General features: G+C 68.7%; 8 protein-coding genes. 4 read left to right on the top strand and 4 right to left on the bottom strand.

Annotation, left to right across the window (positions count from 1 at the left end):
* The first annotated feature begins 13 nt into the window (after positions 1–13).
* Positions 14–928 (top strand): SDR family oxidoreductase, encoded by a 915-nt coding sequence (locus tag Q8S40_RS22910; RefSeq protein ID WP_305672268.1) that lies wholly within the window; start codon positions 14–16, stop codon positions 926–928.
* Positions 903–2,081, top strand: a complete 1,179-nt coding sequence (locus tag Q8S40_RS22905; protein WP_305672259.1) for a M20 aminoacylase family protein — start codon at positions 903–905, stop codon at positions 2,079–2,081. Before Q8S40_RS22910 ends, Q8S40_RS22905 begins: the two co-directional genes overlap by 26 nt.
* A 51-nt stretch (positions 2,082–2,132) precedes the next feature.
* Here the strand turns inward: Q8S40_RS22905 and Q8S40_RS22900 are convergent, their stop codons facing one another.
* The 4 genes from Q8S40_RS22900 to Q8S40_RS22885 all read right to left on the bottom strand — a co-directional run bounded on the left by Q8S40_RS22900 (position 2,133) and on the right by Q8S40_RS22885 (position 17,684).
* Positions 2,133–4,127 (bottom strand): response regulator, encoded by a 1,995-nt coding sequence (locus tag Q8S40_RS22900; RefSeq protein WP_305672258.1) that lies wholly within the window; start codon positions 4,125–4,127, stop codon positions 2,133–2,135.
* 257 nt (positions 4,128–4,384) lie between these two features.
* Positions 4,385–5,371, bottom strand: a complete 987-nt coding sequence (locus Q8S40_RS22895) for a tripartite tricarboxylate transporter substrate binding protein (RefSeq protein WP_305672257.1) — start codon at positions 5,369–5,371, stop codon at positions 4,385–4,387.
* Between the two features lie 124 nt (positions 5,372–5,495).
* Positions 5,496–16,163, bottom strand: coding sequence for an SdrD B-like domain-containing protein (locus Q8S40_RS22890; RefSeq protein ID WP_305672256.1), 10,668 nt, complete (start codon positions 16,161–16,163; stop codon positions 5,496–5,498).
* Between the two features lie 420 nt (positions 16,164–16,583).
* Complete coding sequence (locus Q8S40_RS22885) at positions 16,584–17,684, bottom strand: OmpA family protein (protein ID WP_305672255.1); 1,101 nt, start codon at positions 17,682–17,684, stop codon at positions 16,584–16,586.
* Positions 17,685–17,909: 225 nt separating this feature from the next.
* Between Q8S40_RS22885 and Q8S40_RS22880 the strand changes: the two genes are divergently transcribed.
* Positions 17,910–18,623: a GntR family transcriptional regulator gene (locus Q8S40_RS22880; RefSeq protein WP_305672254.1), complete on the top strand. Its 714-nt coding sequence runs from the start codon at positions 17,910–17,912 to the stop codon at positions 18,621–18,623.
* A gap of 60 nt (positions 18,624–18,683) precedes the next feature.
* The gene (locus Q8S40_RS22875) at positions 18,684–19,559 is read left to right on the top strand and encodes a TauD/TfdA family dioxygenase (protein ID WP_305672253.1); all 876 of its coding nucleotides are present in this window, start codon (positions 18,684–18,686) and stop codon (positions 19,557–19,559) included.
* The last annotated feature ends 220 nt before the right edge of the window (positions 19,560–19,779 follow it).

Below are 19,779 nucleotides of genomic sequence, written 5' to 3'. Positions count from 1 at the left end.
CCACACGCTTGCCATCGTTGGAGCTTCGGGACGGACGGGCGCGGCGCTCTGCCGCGCTTTGCTGGCGTCAGGCCGGCCCTTCCGCCCCGTGGTGCGCGACCTGGCGCGCTGGCGGGCGCAGGGCCTGCCGGTCGCCGCCCGCCCGGCCGACCTCACCGATCATGCGGCGCTGGTGCGGGCGCTGGAGGGCGCCAGCACCATCGTCTGTTGCGCCCATGCCCGGCATGCACGCGCCCTGATCGCCGCGGCACCGCCCTCCGCGCGCTTCGTCCTGCTCGGCTCAACCCGCCGGTTCTCCCGCTGGCCGGATGAGCATGGGGACGGCGTGCGCTTCGGGGAGGAGAGCCTTCTCGCCTCTGGCCGCCGCGGCGTGATGCTGCACCCGAGCATGATCTATGGCGCGCAGGGCGAGGATAACGTGCAGCGCCTTGCAGCCCTGCTGAAGCGCCTGCCGGTGGCGCCGCTTCCCGATGGTGGCCGTGCCCTGGTGCAGCCGATCCATCAGGACGACCTGACCCGCTGCATCCTGGCTGCGATCGACCAGGACTGGTCGGGGCCGGAGGCGTTGGTGGTGGCGGGACCGGAGGCCGTACCCTACCGCCATTTCCTGGCCGCCGTTGCCCGTGCCAGCGGGCTGCGCCCGCCACCCATACTGTCCGTGCCCGGCGTGCTGCTGCGGTGGATGGCGCCGCTCAGCCGCCTGCTGCCCGGCCTGCCGCTGATCCGGGAGGCGGAGCTGCGCCGGCTCTCGGAAGACAAGGCCTTCGATGTGCGGCCGATGCGTGAGCGCCTCGGCGTGGTGGGCGCCACCCTGGAAGACGGCCTGGCACGCAGCTTCGGCGCCCCCCTTGCCCCAGGCCGGGACCCGACGCAAACAGATGCGGTCCAGGCGGAGCCGCACCATGCCCATCATCAACCGCATCGCTGAATTCCACCCCGAGATGACGGCGTGGCGGCACGATTTCCACCAGCATCCGGAACTCGGCTTCCAGGAGACCCGCACCAGCGGCGTGGTCGCCGCGAAGCTGCGCGAATTCGGCTGCGACGAGGTCATCACCGGCATCGCCACCACCGGCGTGGTCGGCGTGATCCATGGCCAGGGCGGGCCGAACGGCCGCGCCATCGGCTTCCGCGCGGATATGGACGCGCTGCCGATCGAGGAAGCCACGGGCAAGCCCTGGTCGTCCCGGACCCCGGGCATCATGCATGCCTGCGGCCATGACGGGCACACCACCATGCTGCTCGGCGCCGCGCGCTACCTGGCGGAAACCCGCAACTTCTCCGGCACCGTCTACCTCGTGTTCCAGCCGGCGGAGGAAAATCTGGCGGGCGGCGAGGTGATGGTGAAGGAAGGGCTGTTCGACCGCTTCCCAATGGACCGCATCTTCGGCCTGCACAACTGGCCCGGCGCGCCGGCCGGCGTCTTCCTGCACGCGCCCGGCCCGGTGATGGCGGCCGTCGCCAATCTGGAGGCCACCATCACAGGGCGCGGCGCGCATGGCGCCATGCCGCATAACGGCATCGACCCGATCCTGGTCGCCGCCCATGTGGTGACCGCGCTGCAATCCGTGGTGGCGCGCAACCTGAACCCGCTGGAGGCCGCGGTCATCACCATCGGTCACATCACCGGCGGCTTCACCTTCAATGTCATTCCGGAAAGCGTGCAGCTTCAGGGCACGGCACGCTGGTTCCTGCCGGAAGTGGGGGACCTGCTGGAGGCGAATTTCCACCGCATCGTCACCGGCGTCGCCGCCAGCTTCGGCGCCCAGGCCGAATGCAGCTTCACCCGCGCCTATCCCGCCACGGTGAACGAGGCCGAGAGCACCGAGATCGCAGCGAAGGCCGCCGCCACCGTGGTGGGTGAGGCCCGGTCCCGCAAGCTGCCGCAGCCGACCATGGGCGGCGAGGATTTCAGCTTCATGCTGAACGAGAAGCCTGGCGCCTATCTGTTCCTGGGCGGCGGCAAGGGTGAGGGCGAGGCCATGGTCCACCACCCGAAATACGACTTCAACGACGAGATCCTGCCGGTCGGCGCCAGCTGGTTCGCCACCCTGGCGGAGCAGGTGATGCCCCGCCGGTAAATCCCACGGCGCGCCCGCCGGCAGGCATCACGGCGCGCCCGCCGGCAGGCATCACGGCACCGCGCCGCGGGCGCGCAGGCCATCGATCAGGCCAAGCAGGCGGCGCGTCTCGAAAGGTTTGCGAAGCACCGCGTCGAAACCCGCGGCGCGGCAGCTCTCCTCCACCTGCTCGGCCGCGTCGGCGGTCAGCGCGATCAGCGGCAGGCGGGATTTCTCGCCCGGCAGCGCCCGCACCGCGCGGGCCACGCCCTGCCCACCCAGGCTCGGCATGTGCAGGTCGAGCACCGCCAGGTCGAAATTCGCCCCGTGCAGCGCCGCCAACGCGGCCGGGCCATCGGCGGCGGCCGTCACCGCATGGCCCGCGCGTTCCAGCACGGTGGTCAGCAACAGCCGGCTGGCCGCCACATCCTCCGCCACCAGGATCCGCAGCGGCGCGCCGGCGCGGCTCCGGCTGGGTGAGGCGCCGGGCCGGAACGGCACCCAGAAGACGAAGCGTCGTCCCTGGCCCGCCGGATTTTCGGCACCGATCGCGCCGCCCATCGCCTCCACCAGCCGCCGGCAGATCGCCAGGCCCAGCCCGCTACCGGGAATCGTGGCCGGAGGCGGCGGGCCGAGGGACAGGCTCGGCCCGGCCGCATCCGGCGCCTGGTCCCGTGCCGGGTCGAACAGCCGCAGCATGTCCGACCGCGCAATGGCGGGGGCCGCATCGGTCACCGCGATCTCCACCCGTTCCGGCCGCGGCGTCAGGCGGGCCGAGAGCACCACCTGCCCGATGGCGGCGGCACGGATGGCGTTGTCCAGCAGCTTGGTCGTCACCTCCCGCAGCCGCAATGGGTCGCCGCGAATCCAGCGCGGCAGGCCGGGGTCGATCGCCAACCGCAGCACCAGACCCTTATCCTCCGCCGCGCGCCGCATCAGCGCGGCGCATTCCTCCAGCAGGACCGCGATCTCGATGTCGCCATCCTCCAGCGCGATACCGCCTTCCTCGAGCCGGGCGAAATCCAGCACATCGCCCACCAGGGCCAGCAAGGCCTGTCCCGCCTGGCGTTGCCGTTCGACCAGAAGCCGGGCCGGCGCCGGCAGTTCGGCCTCCGCCAGCCGGTCGCAATAGCCGAGCAGGCCGGTGAGTGGCGCGTGCAGTTCCTGGCTGACCGCCAGCATCATTTCGTTGCGGTGGCGATCCTGTTCCGCGGCGCGGGCCAGTGCCTCGCTCTGCCGGCGCTCACGCTGCGCATCCTGGCCGCGGTCGCGCAGCGCAGTGCGCGCGGCGAGGCCCAGGCTGGCCAGCGCCGCCGTGGCGCCAAGTGCGGCCAGCAGCCAGATCATCGCCGTCTCGGCCAGGCCGCTGGGCGGCGCGGCGACGACCAGGGACCAGCGGCTGTCGCCGACCGGCCGCGCCAGCGCCAGCATGCCGTTGACCTCCACGGCTTCACCCAGCCGGGCAAGCGCCGGCCGCAGCACTTCCGGCTCCGCCTGGCCGGTGGCGGCGCGGGCGATCAGCCGGCCATCGCCATCCAGCAGCAGGGCGGACCAGCCGGGCGGCAGGCCGGCGCGGTCCATCAGCTGGGCGAAGGTCGTCGCCTCCTGCGTCGCGACCAGGGCGAAGCGCACGGCGCCATCCACCCGCACCGGCACGCGGAAGGAAACCCGCCCATCGATCAGCCCGCCAGGGGCGGGGTGCCCGGTGCGGAGCACACTGCCAACGGCCGCGAGGTTATCGACGCGCGGCAGGCTGGCGCCTTCGGGGTAGCGCAGGTTCAGCAACTGCATTTCGCCATCGGTCAGCGCGATGGTGTACCAATGTGGCTCCCGCGCCAGCAGGCGCTGTGCCTCCTGCCGGAAACCGCGCAGGTCGCCGGCCTTCAGGTGCTGGGAGCCGGCCAGCGCATCCAGCGCGCGCAGTCCGGCGCGCATTTCGGAATCGAGCCCCGCGACCAGGGTGGTGGTGGTCCGCAGCACGTCATCCTGACGGTCTGCCCGCCGCTCCGCCTGCAGGCTCACCAGCAGCAGCAGGCCATAGGCGGCCAGCGGCAGCAGGGCGAGCACAGGCGCCAGAGGGCCAAGCCGGCGCCAGCTGCGACCGGCTGGCTTGTCCCGATGATCAGGCTGGTCCGGAGACGCTGCGGGAGGGAACAATTGCGCGCGGCCGCCTTTTTGAACGGGTCAGCGGTGAACGGGTCAGCGGCATCGCAGGACGCCGCCGCCTGATCCTACCATCCGCAGGCGCAATGTCACCCAGGGTAACCACCCAGGGCTGCGCCGTTACGCCGACCGCAACTTTCCGGCCCGGCTTGGCAGCCCCGTCATTGCGGCTGGATGCGGGCGGCGGCGACCAGCGCCTGGTTGCGCGAAATCTCGGCCGCGATGATCTCGGCGAAGCGCGTGGCACTTTCGTTCAGGGTGGTCAGGCCGAGATCGGCCATGCGTGCCGCCACGGCCGGTTCCGCCGTCGCCTGGTTCACCGCCGTATTGGCCCGGGCGACGAAGGCCGCATCCAGCCCCTTCGGGCCCCAGACCCCGGTCCAGCCCTCATAGACCATGTCGGCGAAGCCGGATTCCACCAGGGTCGGCACATCCGGCAGCACCCGCTGGCGGGTGGCGGAGGTGACGCAATAGGCCCGCAGCCGCCCATCCCGCACCAGCGGGATCGCCGGGCCAAGCGGCGCGAAGAACAGGCTGACGGACCCCGATATCAGGTCGTTCATCGCCGGGCCGGTACCGCGATAGGATACGAAGGTGCTCTCCACCCCCAGCTTCTGCCACAGCGCCGCGGTGGCGAGCTGGCCGACCGAGCCGAGCGAGGAGCCGGCGAAGGAAAACTGCTCCGGCGTGGCGCGCAGGCCGGCGAGCAGCGCCGCCATGTTCTGCGGCGCCAGCCCGGCGCCGCCGACCAGCACATAGGGGATGGAGACGGTGCGCGCGACGGGGGTGAAATCCGCCTGCAGGTCGAAGGGGATGTTGCGCTGCACGAAGGGCAGCACCGTCAGCACCTCGTTCGAATACAGCAGCGTGGTGCCATCCGGTGCGCTGCGTGCCACCAACTCCGCCCCCACCACGCCATTGGCGCCAGAGCGGTTCTCGATCACCCAGGAACCGCCGAGCGCCTCGGCAGCCCGCGGCGCAATCAGCCGGGCGGTGAGATCCGTGGTGCCACCCGGCGGATAGGGCACGACGAGCCGGGACGCCCGCGCGCCCTGGGCCAGGGCGCCCCGGCCGGCCAGCGGCATCCCCAGGGCAGCGAGGGCCAGGCCAAGCGAGGCGCGGCGCGTCAGTCCCGCAGCATTGAACATCCAACGTTCTCCCGACCGATCGTCTTGACCGCGCCCAGGACAGCGCGGCTGACAATACTTCAATGCCTAAGCATGTGACGGAAGAACGCGGAGGGTCAAGCGCCGCCCGGAACGGGTCCGGGCTTCACAGCACGAAGTCGGAGTTGAACAGGGTATGCAGACCGGCCACCCGGATCGCCATCTCCGCCGCCCCGCCATCACCGGCATCGACCAGCACCAGCGTATCCGCGCCGGCATGTTCGTAGCGCACCGAACCCTGGCCGCCACCGAGGAAGGCCCCGGTGCCGACGAAGGCGAAGGCCTGGTTGCCGGCCAGCCCCAGATGGCCATCGATCGGGCTGAGATCGATGCGGTCACCCTCGAACCACGACAGGTCGAGAATGAGGTCCGGCGCCGCCACGCTGCTATCGGCCAGGCTGGTGAAGAGGAAGCGGTCCGTCCCCGCGCCGCCGCTCATCACATCCTGCCCGGCGCCGCCGATCAGCACGTCGTTGCCGCCGCCGCCCGAGAGCGTGTCGTCACCCGCGCCGCCGGTCAGGCGATTGGCGCCATTGTCACCGGACAGCCGGTCCGCATGGGCGGACCCCACCAGGTTCTCCACCTGGATGAAGATGTCCCCCGCCGCGATGCCGGTGTTGAGGGATGGGTTGGCAAGCGAGACGGTGAGGCCGATGGGCGAGGCGGCATAGGTCGCCGTATCGACCCCCGCGCCGCCATCCAGCACATCCGCCCCCGCCCCGCCATTCAGGATGTCGTCGCCCGCGCCGCCGATCAGCGTATCCGCGCCGCCGCCGCCATTGAGCATGTCGTTGCCCTGCAGGCCCTCGATCACATCCGCAGCGGCGGTGCCGGTCAGCGTGTCGTTGCCCATGGTGCCGGTGATCGGCGCGCGTTCCACCGGCAGGCCGGGCGCGACATTCACGCCGGGGACGAAGGTGATGCCGGGCATGGAGCCATCGGTGGGGTAGAAGTCGTTCATGACGATGGCGCTGTTGGTGTCGAGGTAGATCACGGTGCGCCCATCCACCCGCTGCACGGCCGCCGCACTGCCATAGCCGTAGATGGTCAGCGTATCGCCCTCGCCCGGCTTGAAGTCGAGCAGCAAATCCACGCCATCGCCCTTCTGCCAGATGAAGCGATCCGCACCGCCATCGCCCGAGATGGTATCGCCGATCACCACGCCCGTAATGGCGCCACCGAGCAGCATGGCACGGCCGGCATCCTTGCCGCCGACCAGCACATCATGGCCGTCATGGCCCGCGACGCGGTCATTGCCGGTGCCGCCCAGGATAGTGTCGTTGCCGCCATTGCCCTCGACGATGTCGTTGCCGGCGCCGCCGAACAACACGTCGTCGCCGCCCTCGCCCTGCATGCGATCATCGCCATTGCCGCCCTCGGCCCAGTCATGGCCCTCGCCGGCCTCGATCGTATCGTTGCCATCGCCACCGAAGATCACATCGTCGCCGGCATTGCCGTGCAGGTTGTCGTCGCCGCCATCGCCCTGGATCTTGTCGTTGCCTTCATGGCCGTTGATGACGTCGTCGCCGTCATTGCCGCGCAGGCAATCATCGCCGCGCAGGCCGTTGATGTTGTCGTTGCCGGCGAGGCCGTCGACATGGTCGCGCTGCTCGGTGCCCGGGAAGGCGTCGTTGCCGTTGGTCAGCAGCGTCGCGGGCAGCTCGCAGGTGCCCACCAAATCAGGAATGAAGCCGGCATCGATGGTCATCACAACCGCGCCCTGGCCCAGCGTGATGATGCCGGTGCGGCCATTCGCCGCCGCATCGCTGTCGCTGGCATCATCACCGACATCGCGCAGCGTGGCGGTGTGGCCGGAGGGCGTGTTGAAGCGGACGATGTATTCGCCGGGCCGCAGCCCGTCGAACAGGTAGAAGCCGGAGGCATCCGTGGTGGTGGTGGCGAGCACCGCGCCGCTGGTGCTGAGCAGGCGGACGATGACGCCACCGATGCCCGGCTCCTCCGCATCCTGCTGGCCATTGCCGTTGCGGTCCGCCCAGACCCGGTCGCCGATGGAGGCCGCGAACAGCAGTCCCGCATCCAGTGACTTGTTCACCTGGCCGGAGGTCAGCGTGACCTGCTGTGTCCTGCCGGTGACGAGATCTGCATCGCTGTCGCGATTGTCGTTGCCCTGGTCCTTCAGGGTAAAGACCGAGCCGCCGAGCGGGACGAACTGCACGGAATAGGTGCCAGGCAGCAGATCCTTGAAGGCATAGGCGCCGTTGATCGCCGTGGTGGTGGTGGCGATGACGCTGCCACCGGCATCCAGCAGCCGCACCGTGATGCCGCGCGCGCCCGGCTCGCCCTGGTCCTGCACGCCATTGCCGTTCAGGTCGCGCCAGACGCGATCGCCGATCTCGACGCGCTGGAACAGGCCAGCATCGAGATCCCTGCGGGCATCGCCGGAGAACAGCATGACGGGCTCGATCGTGCCATCGCCCAGCGCGTCGCTGTCCTTCGCATCATCGCCGCCGGCATCCCTGGGCGCAAACTCGTAGCCCGCCAGCGCATCCACCTTCACGCCATAGGCGCCCCGTGCCAGGCCATCGAAGCTGTAGAGACCACCCGCCCCGGTCTGCGTCGTGGCGATGACATTGCCGATGGCATCCAGCAGCTTCACCGTGACATTGGCCAGCCCCGGCTCATTGCCGTCCTGCACGCCATCCGCATCCAGGTCGTGGAAGATACGATCGCCGAGCGAGGCGGGGATGTAGAGGCCCGCATCAAGGTCGCGCGTTACCTCGCCCGGCAGCACGTGCACGGCGGCGGTCTTGCCGTTCAGCGGATTGGCGTCGCTGTCCACCGTATCGTCGGTGCCGACATCGCGCAGCGTCAGGCGTTCACCGGCCGGGGTGGCGAACTGCACGCTGTAGAGGCCAGCGACGAGATCCTGGAAGACGTATTCGCCATTCGCATCCGTGGTGGTGGTGCGGCCCGTCGGGTTGCCGAAGCCATCGAGCAAAGCGACGGTGACGCCGGCGCGTGGTGCCTCGCCCATCTCCTCGATGCCATTGCCGTCGCGATCCACCCAGACGCGGCCGGCCAGCGCGCCGAAGCGCAGCAGCCCGGCATCGACATCGGTGCGGTCCTGGCCGGAGATCAGGGAGATGACATCGGTGCGGCCGCTGTTGCGATCCGCATCGCTGTCCAGCGCATCGCTGCCCTGGTCCTGCTTGGCGAAGGCGCGGTCGGCGGGAGCGACGAATTCCACCCGGTAATCGCCAGGCATCAGCCCATCGAAGCTATAGAGGCCATTCGTGCCGGTCTGTGTCGTCGCCAGCACCGTGCCGCCATCGGCCGAGAGCAGGCGGACGGTGATGCCGGCAATGCCGGACTCGGCATCATCCTGGATACCGTCATTGTCGAGGTCGTCGAACACCTTGTCGCCGAGCGAGACCAGCCGCACCAGCCCGCCATCGACGCTGTTGTCCGTCTCGCCCGACTGCAGGTTGATCAGGCCGGTGCGGCCATTGGCGGAGATGTCGCTATCGCTCGAATCCGCGCCGGCATCCTTCAGCGTCGGCACATAGCCCGGCTTGCTGATCTCCACCCGGTAATCCGCGGGGGCCAGGCCGGTGAAGCTGTAGAAGCCGTTGCCATCCGTCGTGGTGGTTCCGAGCACGCTGCCACCGGCATCCAGCAGCTTCACCATGGCGCCAGCAATCGCCGGCTCGTTGCCATCCTGCTGGCCGTCGCCGTCGAGGTCTTCCCAGACATAGTTGCCCAGCGCGGCAGGGTTGTAGACGCCTGCATCGAGGGAGCGGTCATCGCTGCCAGAGATCAGCGTCACCTGCTCCGTCCGGCCGGTCAGCGGATCGGCGTCGCTATCCTTCTCATTGTCTGGGCCGATATTCGCCTTGGTGAAGGGCTGTGCGCCGTTCGGCGCGAAGGTCACGCTGTAGGTGCCGGGGGCGAGGTTGTCGAAGACGTAGTTGCCATCCGCATCGGTGATCGCAATGCGGCCGGTGGAGTTGCCATTCGCATCCAGCAGCGTGACCAGGCGGCCGGAGATGCCACCCTCCCCCGCATCCTGCACGCCATCGCCATCCACATCCTCGAACACCGTGCCGCCGAGCTTGGCGCCGCGGTAGAAGCCGGCATCGAGGCGGGTTTCATTCTCGCCGGATTCAAGGTTGAACACGTCGCTGCGGCCGGCGGCATTCACATCGCTGTCGCCGGCCTCATTCGCCGCGGCGTTCTGCAGCGTGGCGGTGAAGCCGGTGGGCAGCACCTGGATGGAATAGTCACCCGGCACCAGGCCGGTGAACTGGTAGAAGCCATTCGCGCCGGTGACGGTGGTGCCGACGACATTGCCCAGGCTGTCCAGCAGCGTGACGGTGGCGCCGACGATGCCGGTGGCGCCGTCATCCTGCCTTCCGTTGCCGTTCACATCCTCCCACACCCGGTCGCCGATGGTGGCGAGCTGGTAGAAACCCGCATCCACATCGCGGCGATCCTGGCCATTCGCCAGGGTGTAGACCACCGTGATGCCATTGCCCTGATGCGCGTCGCTATCCGTCAGGTCGCTGCCGATATTGGTCAGCGTGCGCTTCTCGCCGGAGGTCTCATCGAAGCGGACGCGGTAGCTGCCGGGCACCAGGTCATCGAACAGATAGGAGCCATCGGCCCCGGTCACCGTGGTGAAGCCGGTCGGCGTGCCATCGGCATTCAGCAGCGTGACGGGAATGCCCGCCAGCACAGCCGTCTCGCCCGCCGCGCGGATGCCGTTGCCGTCCATGTCGCGCCAGGCGATGCCACCCAGCGCGGCACGCACGATGCTGACCGCCTCGCCCTCCGAAACGGTGGTGGAGGAGGAGCCGGGCGTCACGCCATAGGGATTCTCCGGCACCGCGGAGACCACCTGGCCGACATTCGTCAGCATCTTGCCCGCGGAATTGCCGGCGATATCCGCCACCTGCGCGGTGACGCGGAACACCACCTGATCGCCGGGGGTGGAGAGATTGTCCCAGGGGTTGCTGATGTCGCCCAGCGCATAGCTCAGCGTACGGCTTGCAGCGTCGTAGCTGCCCGCGGCCCCGAGCGTGGCGCCAGCGCCGGTGATATGGCCGAGGGAAAGCAGCTCGCTGTTCAGATAGGTCAGGCCAATGGGCAGCACATCCCGCAGCGTGATGCGCTGCGCGCCCTCTCCTAGTGTCGCGGTGACAAGGAAGGTCACCACCTCGCCAATGCCGAGCGAGGCGCCGAAGGTGCTGTCGTAGCTTGTGGTCTCCAGCGTCTTCACCACCGTGTTGACGATATCCACCGTGACCGCGGCCGGATCGCTTTCCGTGACGGACACGCCGAGCACGGGGGCGGAGCTGTAGGTCACCTGCGCCGTGTTGTTGATGACCTGCCCATCCACCACATTCCCGGCATAGCGCGCCTGGTAGGTGATGGTGATCGGTGCCGAACCGAGCAGATACTGGTTCAGGCTGTATCCGATATTGCCGCCGGTTTCCGTGATGAGGCCCACGGAGGCGCTGGCGCTGCCCGCCACCAGCGCCACGCCGGCCGGCAGGATGTCGGACAGGTTCACCAGATAGGCCGGGGCAGTGGAGCCTGCCGCATGGCTCAGCGTGATGGTGTAGGTCACCAGGTTGCCGGCATCGCCGCTACCCGGTGCGGCATCCTTCACGATGACGAGGTCCGGCCGCACCACATCGATCTTCGCATCGTCGATGGCAACCGCCAGCCCCGGCTTGCCGCCGCCAGGTGCGAAGGTCTCGGCCTTCGCGGTGTTGGTCAGCGTGCTGCCGGCGACGGCATCCGGCGCGACGCGGCCGGTCACCAGGATGGTGACGGTATCGCCCGCATCGCGATCGTTGTCGCCGGCATTGGTGATGGTGCCGAAATCGAAGCTGTAGGCGCCCCCTGCCAGCGCGGTCTGCGCCGCACCGACGCTCAGCGAGGATCCACTGATGGTGGCACCGATGCTCTCGACACTGGCGGATTCGAAAACCAGCCCGGTGGGCAGCGTGTCGGAGACGACCAGGCGCTGCGTGCCCTCCCCCACCGTCACGGTCAGGCGATAGGTCACGGTCTCACCCGGCGCGACGTCCGGGTTCGCGGCGTTGCCGAAGCTGCTGCCGGTATTGTCGTCGCCCGTTGCGATCACCGATTTGTCGATGGTCGGCGCCAGCACGACGGTCCGGCTCTCCGTATCCTGCGTGCTGTAGCTGCGGCTGGCGAGATCCTCCGCCGCGGTCGGGTTCAGCGGGTCCACCGGATCGGCGGGATTGCTGTCATAGACCAGCGTTGCGGTGTTCGAGAGCACCTGCGCCGGGGTCACGCTGTCCAGCAGTCGCGCCTGGTAGGTGATGGTGATGCTGGCCGCGCCAAGCAGATACTGGTCGGCAGACCACGCGATCGCGTTGCCGGTCGCGCTGATGCTGCCGGTGCTGGCGGCCAGCGTGCCGGCGACCAGTTCCATCCCCGCCGGAATCAGATCCGTCAGCGCCAGGTCGTAGGCAGGGGCGTCGCTGCCGGCGGCGTGGCGGATGGTGATGGAATAGGAGACGATTGCGCCCGCATCCAGCGCCTGGCCGCCGACGGCGGACGTCTTGTCGATGCTGAGGGCCGGCTCCACCACATCGATGTCGACATTGGCGGTGGTGCTGGTGGTGGGCGTCCCATCCGTCTGCACGGTGGCGGAGTTGCGGAGATTGTCGGCGTCGTTGTTCTGCGGCAGGTCGTTCACCACCGCCTTGATTCGGATAACGATGACCTCGTCTTCCAGGTTGGTGTTCACCGCCGTGTTGCGGACATCACCGAAATTCAGCGTGAAGCTGTCATCACCCGGCGTGCTGCCCGGTGCCGCCGTGGTCAGCACCGGGGCCGGCACCGCGGCGCCGCCGAAGGTCTTCAGCGCGGCGCCGATCGAGACCACTTCCAGTGAGCCAGGCACATAGCTCAGCGTGCCATTGCCGGGGCTGGTCGCATCCTCGAGCAGGTCGGTGATCCGCAGATTGTTGCTGTCGCCCTCCGGCAGCCGCACGCGGATCTCATAGGTCACTTCCTCGCCGATCCGCAGATCGGTACGGCCGGTATCGTGACGCGCGGCGGAGGTATTGGCATCGGAGGTTGCGACGATGGCCTTGGTGATGGTGGGCTTGGCGATGGTGACGGTGTGGCTGTCCTTGTCGGTGACGATGCGGTCATCCGCGCTGGTATCGCCATCCATCGAGCTGCCGAAGACCGTCGCCTCGTTCAGCAAAACCTCGCCGGCATCGACATCGGCCTTCACCACCACGTCGAACTTCACGGTGATCTTCTCGCCGGGGTCGAGGTAGTCGAGCGTGATGTCGACGGGCGTCGCACCGTAGCTGATGCGGCTGGCATCGATGCCCGTCACGCTCAGCGTCGCGCCCTGGTAGACGGCGTCGAGCTGCACGTCGGTCAACAGGTCCTTCAGGTTCACGTCCCAGGCGCGGGCGGTGAAGTTGCTGTCATTGCCGGCGGTGGGAACGCCCTTGTTCTCCACCACGATGGTGTATTTGATGGTGTCGAAGGCATCTGCCGTGGTGGTGTTCGCCGTCTTCTGCACATCGAGGTTTGGCGCCACCACATCGATCTGCGCGGTTGCGCTGACAGTGGCGCGACCACCCGGGGCGCTCGGATTGGCCGCGCTGGCGACCGCGGTGTTGGTCAGCACATCGCCGCGCGCATTGGCGGGCAGGTTCCGCACCACCGCATCCACCTCGACCGTCACGGTGGCGCCGGTGGTGCCGATGGTGCTGGCGGTGTTCACCACGTCGCCGAAGCCGAAGCTGACCTTGTCGTTGCCGTTCTGGCCATCGGTATCGGTCAGCGTGATGGTCGGCGCCTGGCTCAGCATCAGGCCGGCATCGATGGTGACGACGCGCGCCGCCACCACCGTCATCACGCCACCACCAGCGGCGTCGCCGGTCGGCAGATAGTCCTCGATGCGGAAATCGGTCAGCGCGCCCTCGGGCACGCTGACGGTGATGCGGTAGGTGACGACCTCGCCGATCGTGGCATCCACGCGGCTGTCATGGCCGGCCAGGCTGCCGGTATGCGCCTCGCTGGTCGCGACCACCGTCTTGATGATCGTCGGCGCCTGGGTGCGGATGGTGGCGGTATCCGTCAGCGTGCCGGCGGGGGCGTAATCCGTGCGGTCGATGCCGCCTTCCATCGCGGCGAAATGCTCAATCGTCGCGGTGTTGATGAGGTCCGCGCCGAAGACCGGCACCTGTTCTGTCAGGTCCAGGTCGTAGGTGATGATGACGATGTTGGTACCGCTGGTGGCGCTGTAGGCGCCGATGCTGCCGCTGTTCACCGCATCGCCCAGCCGGATGCCACCGGCGGCATCGAACAGGCCGCCGCCTTCCAGCGTGAAGGGAACGGCATTGCCGGCGCCATCGGTCACCCGCAGATTCAGACCGCCCGGCGGCAGCACGAAGCCGGCCGGCAGCGTGTCGTGGATCAGGACGTCGAAGGCGCCCTTCAGGCTGCTGCCGGTGTTCTCCACCACGATGGCGAAGGAAACCCGGTCCCCGGCATCGGCGCCGGTCAGGTTCGCGTCGATCGGCGTGAGGTTGAGGTTGCTGCTGTTGATGGTGCCGGTGAAGCGGTTGCCGGCGGAGCCGGGCGCGGTGAAGGCCACGGGGCCCGCGGCGGCTGTCAGCGTCGCGTTCGGGTTGCTGTCGGCGATCACGCCCTTGGTGATGTTCAGCTCCGGCTCGCCGAGCACGAACTGCACGATGGCATTGTCTTCCGAGACATCACCGAAGCTGTTGGTCTCGGTCGAGGTGACCTGGTTGGTCAGCAGCAGGCCGTCGCCGAATTCCTCATCCAGCACCACCACGGTGAACAGCAGGTCGATCCGGCTGGCCGGATTGCCCGGTGCCACCGCATCGCCGAAGTCGAAGCGCAGGAAGTTGCTCTCCGGATCGAAGCTGATATGCGGCGCCGTGCTCGGGTCGCCGGAGGCCTGGAAGGTCGCGCCCGGCCCCCATTTCGCCTGGTTGGCCGCCGGCACCGCGCCGCTGACCAGATCGGTGAAGCCCATGCCGCCCAGCGCCTTCAGCACCGGCAGCGGCAGGAAATCCGTCAGCTTCACGTCATGCGCGCCGGTCAGCGGCATATCCAGCGTCAGGCGGAAGGTGATCTCGTCGCCGGCGGAAACCGGGCCGGGGGTGAAGGCGGTGTTGCCGTTGATGGCGTAGATGGATTTGCCGACCTCGCTGACCGGCAGCACCACCCCGGCGCCGCTGTCATCGCCCTTCGGACTGCCGGTCTCCGCCACCACGCCGCCGAAGACCACGCCATTGTCGAGCGGATCACCCTGGTCCACCAGCGGGTCGTTGGACGGCGCCGGGTTGGTGGCGATATAGCTTTGCTGGATGGTGCTGTGGAAGGTCACCAGCACCGTTGCCTGGTTCTCCACGCCGCCGGGCCGGCCGTTCAGCACGTCATCGATCCCGCGGTCGCGCATTTCCTGCGAGATGTCGAAGGTGACGGTGGAGATGCCAGTCAGCGCATCCCGCACCACCGTCACATTGGCCGGGTCGATGGTGCCGGTGAACAGCACCGCGCCGCCTTCGCGCATGGTGATGGTGGGGGCGAAGCCCGGGTCATAGACCTGGCCGTCGGACAGCGTGTCCACCAGCTTCAGGTCGTCCATGTTGAAGTAGTTGGAGACCTGGCCATCCAGCGTCCAGGCCAGTGTGCCACCGGCCTTCAGCGCATCCACCACCGCCACGGATTTCTGCACCGCGATGGATTTGGCGGTGATGACATCCTCCGGCCCGGCCGGATCGATGGCGAAGACCACCACCGGGTCGCGCGCATCATTCGGGTCCCACACCGCATCGAGGCGGGCATTGTTCTCCAGGACGCGGAAGGTGCCGGTCGCCGGGTCCAGCACCGGCGTCACGCCATCGCGCAGGAATTCCGGCACGTAGAAATCGATCTTCAGCGTCGGCGCCGGATTGCCGCCGGTATAGCCGCCGGACAGCGTGGCAACGACGAGGCCGGTGGCGTTGTCGTAGCTGACCGCACCCGTGCCGTTCAGGATGCTGGCGGCGGTGATGAAGGTGCCGTCCGGCATGTGATCCGTCAGGATCAGGTTCGTGATGGTCTGGCCATCGGCGATCAGCGCCTTCAGCAGCCATTCGCGGGGGTAGGAGGGGCCGGTCGCCGTCTCCTGCTCCGGCCCGACATAGACCTTGTCGAGTTCCAGCACGGTGGGTGTGACGGAAAGACTGGCGGCGGGGCCGGTCACCGGGCTGTCCGCCATCGGGTTCACCAGCGGGTCACGCCCATAGGCGAAACCACCGGCGGCCTGGATGGTCAGCGGCACGGCGAGGTCGGCATCACCTGAAACCTGCAGTTGCACCGCGATGTCGGAGGGGGTCTGGCCGGCGGTGAAGCTGCCGAAGGGCAGGCGCAGCACCACCAGCGTCTCGCCCGGCGTGCCGGTGACCATCCGGGGGTTGCCGGCGGCGTCGGCGGCATAGGGGTGGATCACCTGGCCTGAGGCAGGAAACTCCAGCACCCACTGCTCCAACGGCACGCCGAGAAAGGTGGCGCCCAGATAGGCCAGCCCGTCATTGCTGGTGGCGCCCGTGCTGCCGGGCCCTGCCCCATCCGCGCCATTGGTCGGAATGATCAGGTCGACATAGGGCGCATAGCCGACATCCGGGCCGGGTGCGGCGTCCGGCACATTGTCGAAGCGGAGGGTGATTGTCTGCAATCCGCCGATTGGGGCGTTGAGGGCGGCACCGTTGAGGAAGCTGACGATCGGCTGGGCGGACATGGACCTGATCTCCGGCGCGGAGGTCCGGCAGCACGCCGGCGACAACCCGTGACGCAGATAGATACCTTTTGTTAGGGAAAGCGCAACGAAAACTGCGCAAATTTACGCTTAAAAGATCAGTAATGAGACGATCTGCCGGGATCGCGACTGATTCCCCTGGCTATAAGATGCTGGTTTTAAGGAAATTTTTGCGTCGCGGCTACCACAACCGGCGCAAGATAACGTATCTCGCCCAGGTAGCTCCGGCAGGGCAGTCCTGTTTTTCGTGCCCAGATCGTATTTTTCAGCGAACCCTGCGTCCGGCTGGGCCGGCTTGCACCGCTACCGCATGGCCACCGGGGTTTCGCCGGTCAGGCTGGCGGACAACAAAAAAGGGCGCCCGAAGGCGCCCTTTCCAGTGGCTTCGAGAGAAGCCTGCGATCAGCGCAGGACGATCTCGACGCGGCGGTTCTGCGGCTCGCGCACGCCATCGGCGGACGGAACCAGCGGGCGGCTCTCGCCGAAGGCCTGGATGGCCATCGCGGCGCGCGGCACGCCACGGCGCTCGAGCTCCGCGGCCACGGCGGCTGCACGGCGCTCGGACAGGCGCTGGTTGTACTGCGGCGTGCCGGAACGGTCGGCGTGGCCGGAGACCTCGATGCGGGTGGACCCGACGCTCTGGCTGTTGGCAGCGGCCTCACCGATGATCTGGCGGGCACGGTCCGTCAGGTCGGCGCGGTCGAAGTCGAAGAACACCAGGTAGGTGCGGGCAACCGCCGGGGCGGCGGCCGGCGGCGGGGCCGGGGCCACGACCGGCGGCGGCGGCGTCACGCCGAAGGCATAGCGCAGGCCGACCATCAGGCTGTGGTTGTAGTTGTCCACATCCGTCGAACCGCGCGCCGTCCCGGAAGCGCCGCCACGAACGTCCAGGTTCGGCTGCAGCGTGCCCATGAAGCGGTATTCGGCGGTCACGGCCAGGCCGGGAACGGCCGAGACCGGGAAGGCCGCGCCGACGATCGCCTGGTAGGCGAACTGGCCGTCATTGCCGTCGATCGTCGCCAGCGTGGTGCCGTTGGCGGCACGGGCGCGGACGCTGTCGTATTCATGCCACTGGTAGCCGGCGCCGACGCCGACATACGGGGTCAGGAAGCTGCCCGGGCCGAGGTCGAAGTCGTACAGGGCATTGGCCATCACGCCGTAGGAGCGGGCCTTGCCATCAGCGCGGATCGGGCGCGTCGCGAAGCCGGAGATGCTGTCGACCTCGTTCTCGCGGTAGGAGCCCTCGAGCTCCACCCGGACGCCGTTGCCGTAGCCGTAGCCCAGGCTGATCACGCCGGCGTAGCCATAGTTGAAGTCAACCGTCCCACTGCGCTGGGCGCGGGTGGCGCCAGCAGCCGCCGGACCGGACACCGAGATGTCCGATTCCTGCAGCAGGTTCACGCCGGCGCCAGCGCCGACATAAAAGCCGCTGATCGGCTGGGCCTGCGCGGCGAGCGGCACCGCCAGGAAGGTTGCGGCCAGGAGGGCGTTCCGAACTCGCATCAATGTAGCTCCTTGGTCCCCGGGCATCCGGGGAAGTGACGGGCCGGAAGAACCGGGCGCCTTGTCGATTGCCGATCTACTCCGCAACCGCAGCGCGAGCGAGTGGCAGAAGCGGTCCGCCCGAAAGCGGCCGATGGATGTTGCCAGAGAGCAACACTCATTACCGCGAAAGTGGTTTTCGCCCAGCCCGTCATTTCGCTCCGCCCGTGATACGGTGCCCCCCGCATGACCAACGCCGAATCGCCTTCCGCCCCGCCGCCTGGTGGCCCCTGGGCCGCACCCACCCTGACCGAGGCCGCCTATGCCCGACTGGAGGAGATGATAGTCACCCTCGACCTCGCCCCCGGCAGCGTGGTGTCGGAGGCGATTCTCGGCCGGCTGCTCGGCATCGGCACCACCCCGGTGCGGGAAGCGCTGCAGCGCCTGGCGCGGGAGCATCTGGTCCAGATCCTGCCGCGCCGCGGCGTTGTGGTGACGGGGGTGGACCTGCATCACCAGTTGCATGTGCTGGAAACCCGGCGCGAGCTGGACCGGATGATCGCCCGCGCCGCCGCCCGCCGCGCCCGCCCGCCGGAACGCGCCGCCCTGGCCCGGCTTGCCGGGGAAATGACGGAAACCGCCCGCACCGCCGATCTGCGCGGCTTCCTGCGCCAGGACGGCCAGCTCAACCAGGCGCTCGCCCAGGCCGCCCGCAATCCGGTCGCCGCAGCCTCCGTCGCCAGCCTGCATGCCGTGGCCCGGCGCTTCTGGTTCTACCACCACCGCGCCGAGGACGAGCTGGTGGAGACCGCCGCGCTGCATGCCGCCGTCGCCAATGCCGTCGCCGAAGCGCAGGAGGCAGCCGCGGCGGAAGCCTCCGACCGGCTGATCGGACAGATGATCCGCTTCGCCCGCGGCACCGTCCCGACGCTTGACCCGGATGAGGGGCCGATGGCGTAATCGACTGGAATAGAACTGGCATGCCAGCCACCAAGGCTGGCCCGGAAAGGGAGAACGGCCATGCGGGTACAACCGATCGGCACGGATTTCGTGGCCGAGGTCTCCGGCCTCGACCTGCGCCACCCTCTCAGCCCCACGCAGCTCGCGGCGGTGGAGGCGGCGGCGGATCGCCATGCGGTGCTGGTGTTCCGCGGCCAGGATCTGGATGACGACCAGCAGATGGCCTTCGGCGCCGCGCTGGGCCCGCTGGAGCAGGAAACCGCCACGGTGGATGCCCATAAGCGCCGCCTGCGCCACGCCCAGATGAACGACATCTCCAACCTGGACGAGCAGGGACGACTGCTGGCCGCCGATGACCGCCGCCGCATGTTCAACCTGGGCAACCGGCTGTGGCACAGCGACAGCAGCTTCAAGCGCGTGCCCGCAAAATACTCCATGCTGCACGCCCGCAGCGTGCCCCCCGCCGGCGGCAACACCGAATTCGCCGACATGCGCGCCGCCTGGGATGCCCTGCCGGGGCCGGAGCAGGAAAGGCTGCGGGATCTCGTGGCCGATCATTCGCTGATCTTCTCCCGCGCCATGCTCGGCTTCGGCGAGTTCACGGAGGAGGAGCGGCTGAAATTCGCCCCGGTGCCGCAGCGCCTGGTGCGCCGGCATCCCGGCTCCGGCCGGCTGTCGCTGTACCTGTCCTCCCATATCGGCCGCATCCACGGCATGGAGGTGCCGGAGGCGATGGCGCTGCTGCGCGACCTGACGGAGCATGCGACGCAGCGCCACTTCGTCTATGCGCATGAATGGCGCACCCATGACCTGGTGCTGTGGGACAATCGCTGCACGCTGCACCGCGCGCGCCCCTTCGAGGATACCCGCTACCGGCGCGACATGCGGCGCGTGACCCTGATGGATTCGGCGCCGACCCTGGAACAGGCAGCCTGAGCCTGCTGCGCTGCCCGCAGCCGGATTGCGCCTGGCTTCGCCACCCGGCACCAGGCTGCAAGCCGGCCGGTCACAGATGCCGGAGACCGGCGCAGGCGACTGGCCGGCTTGCGTGATTTCGCCCAATGGCGGGGGTGCAGACCCTGCCACACCGCGCGAAAGCACGAACCGCACCCTTGCAGACCTTCCCGGCCGAGACCCTGTCCACCCCCACCCGGCA

It is taken from the genome of Falsiroseomonas sp., assembly GCF_030695085.1.
Taxonomy (GTDB): domain Bacteria; phylum Pseudomonadota; class Alphaproteobacteria; order Acetobacterales; family Acetobacteraceae; genus Falsiroseomonas.
Note: the sequence above shows the minus strand (reverse complement) of the source record. Positions and strands in the feature narration are given on the sequence as shown.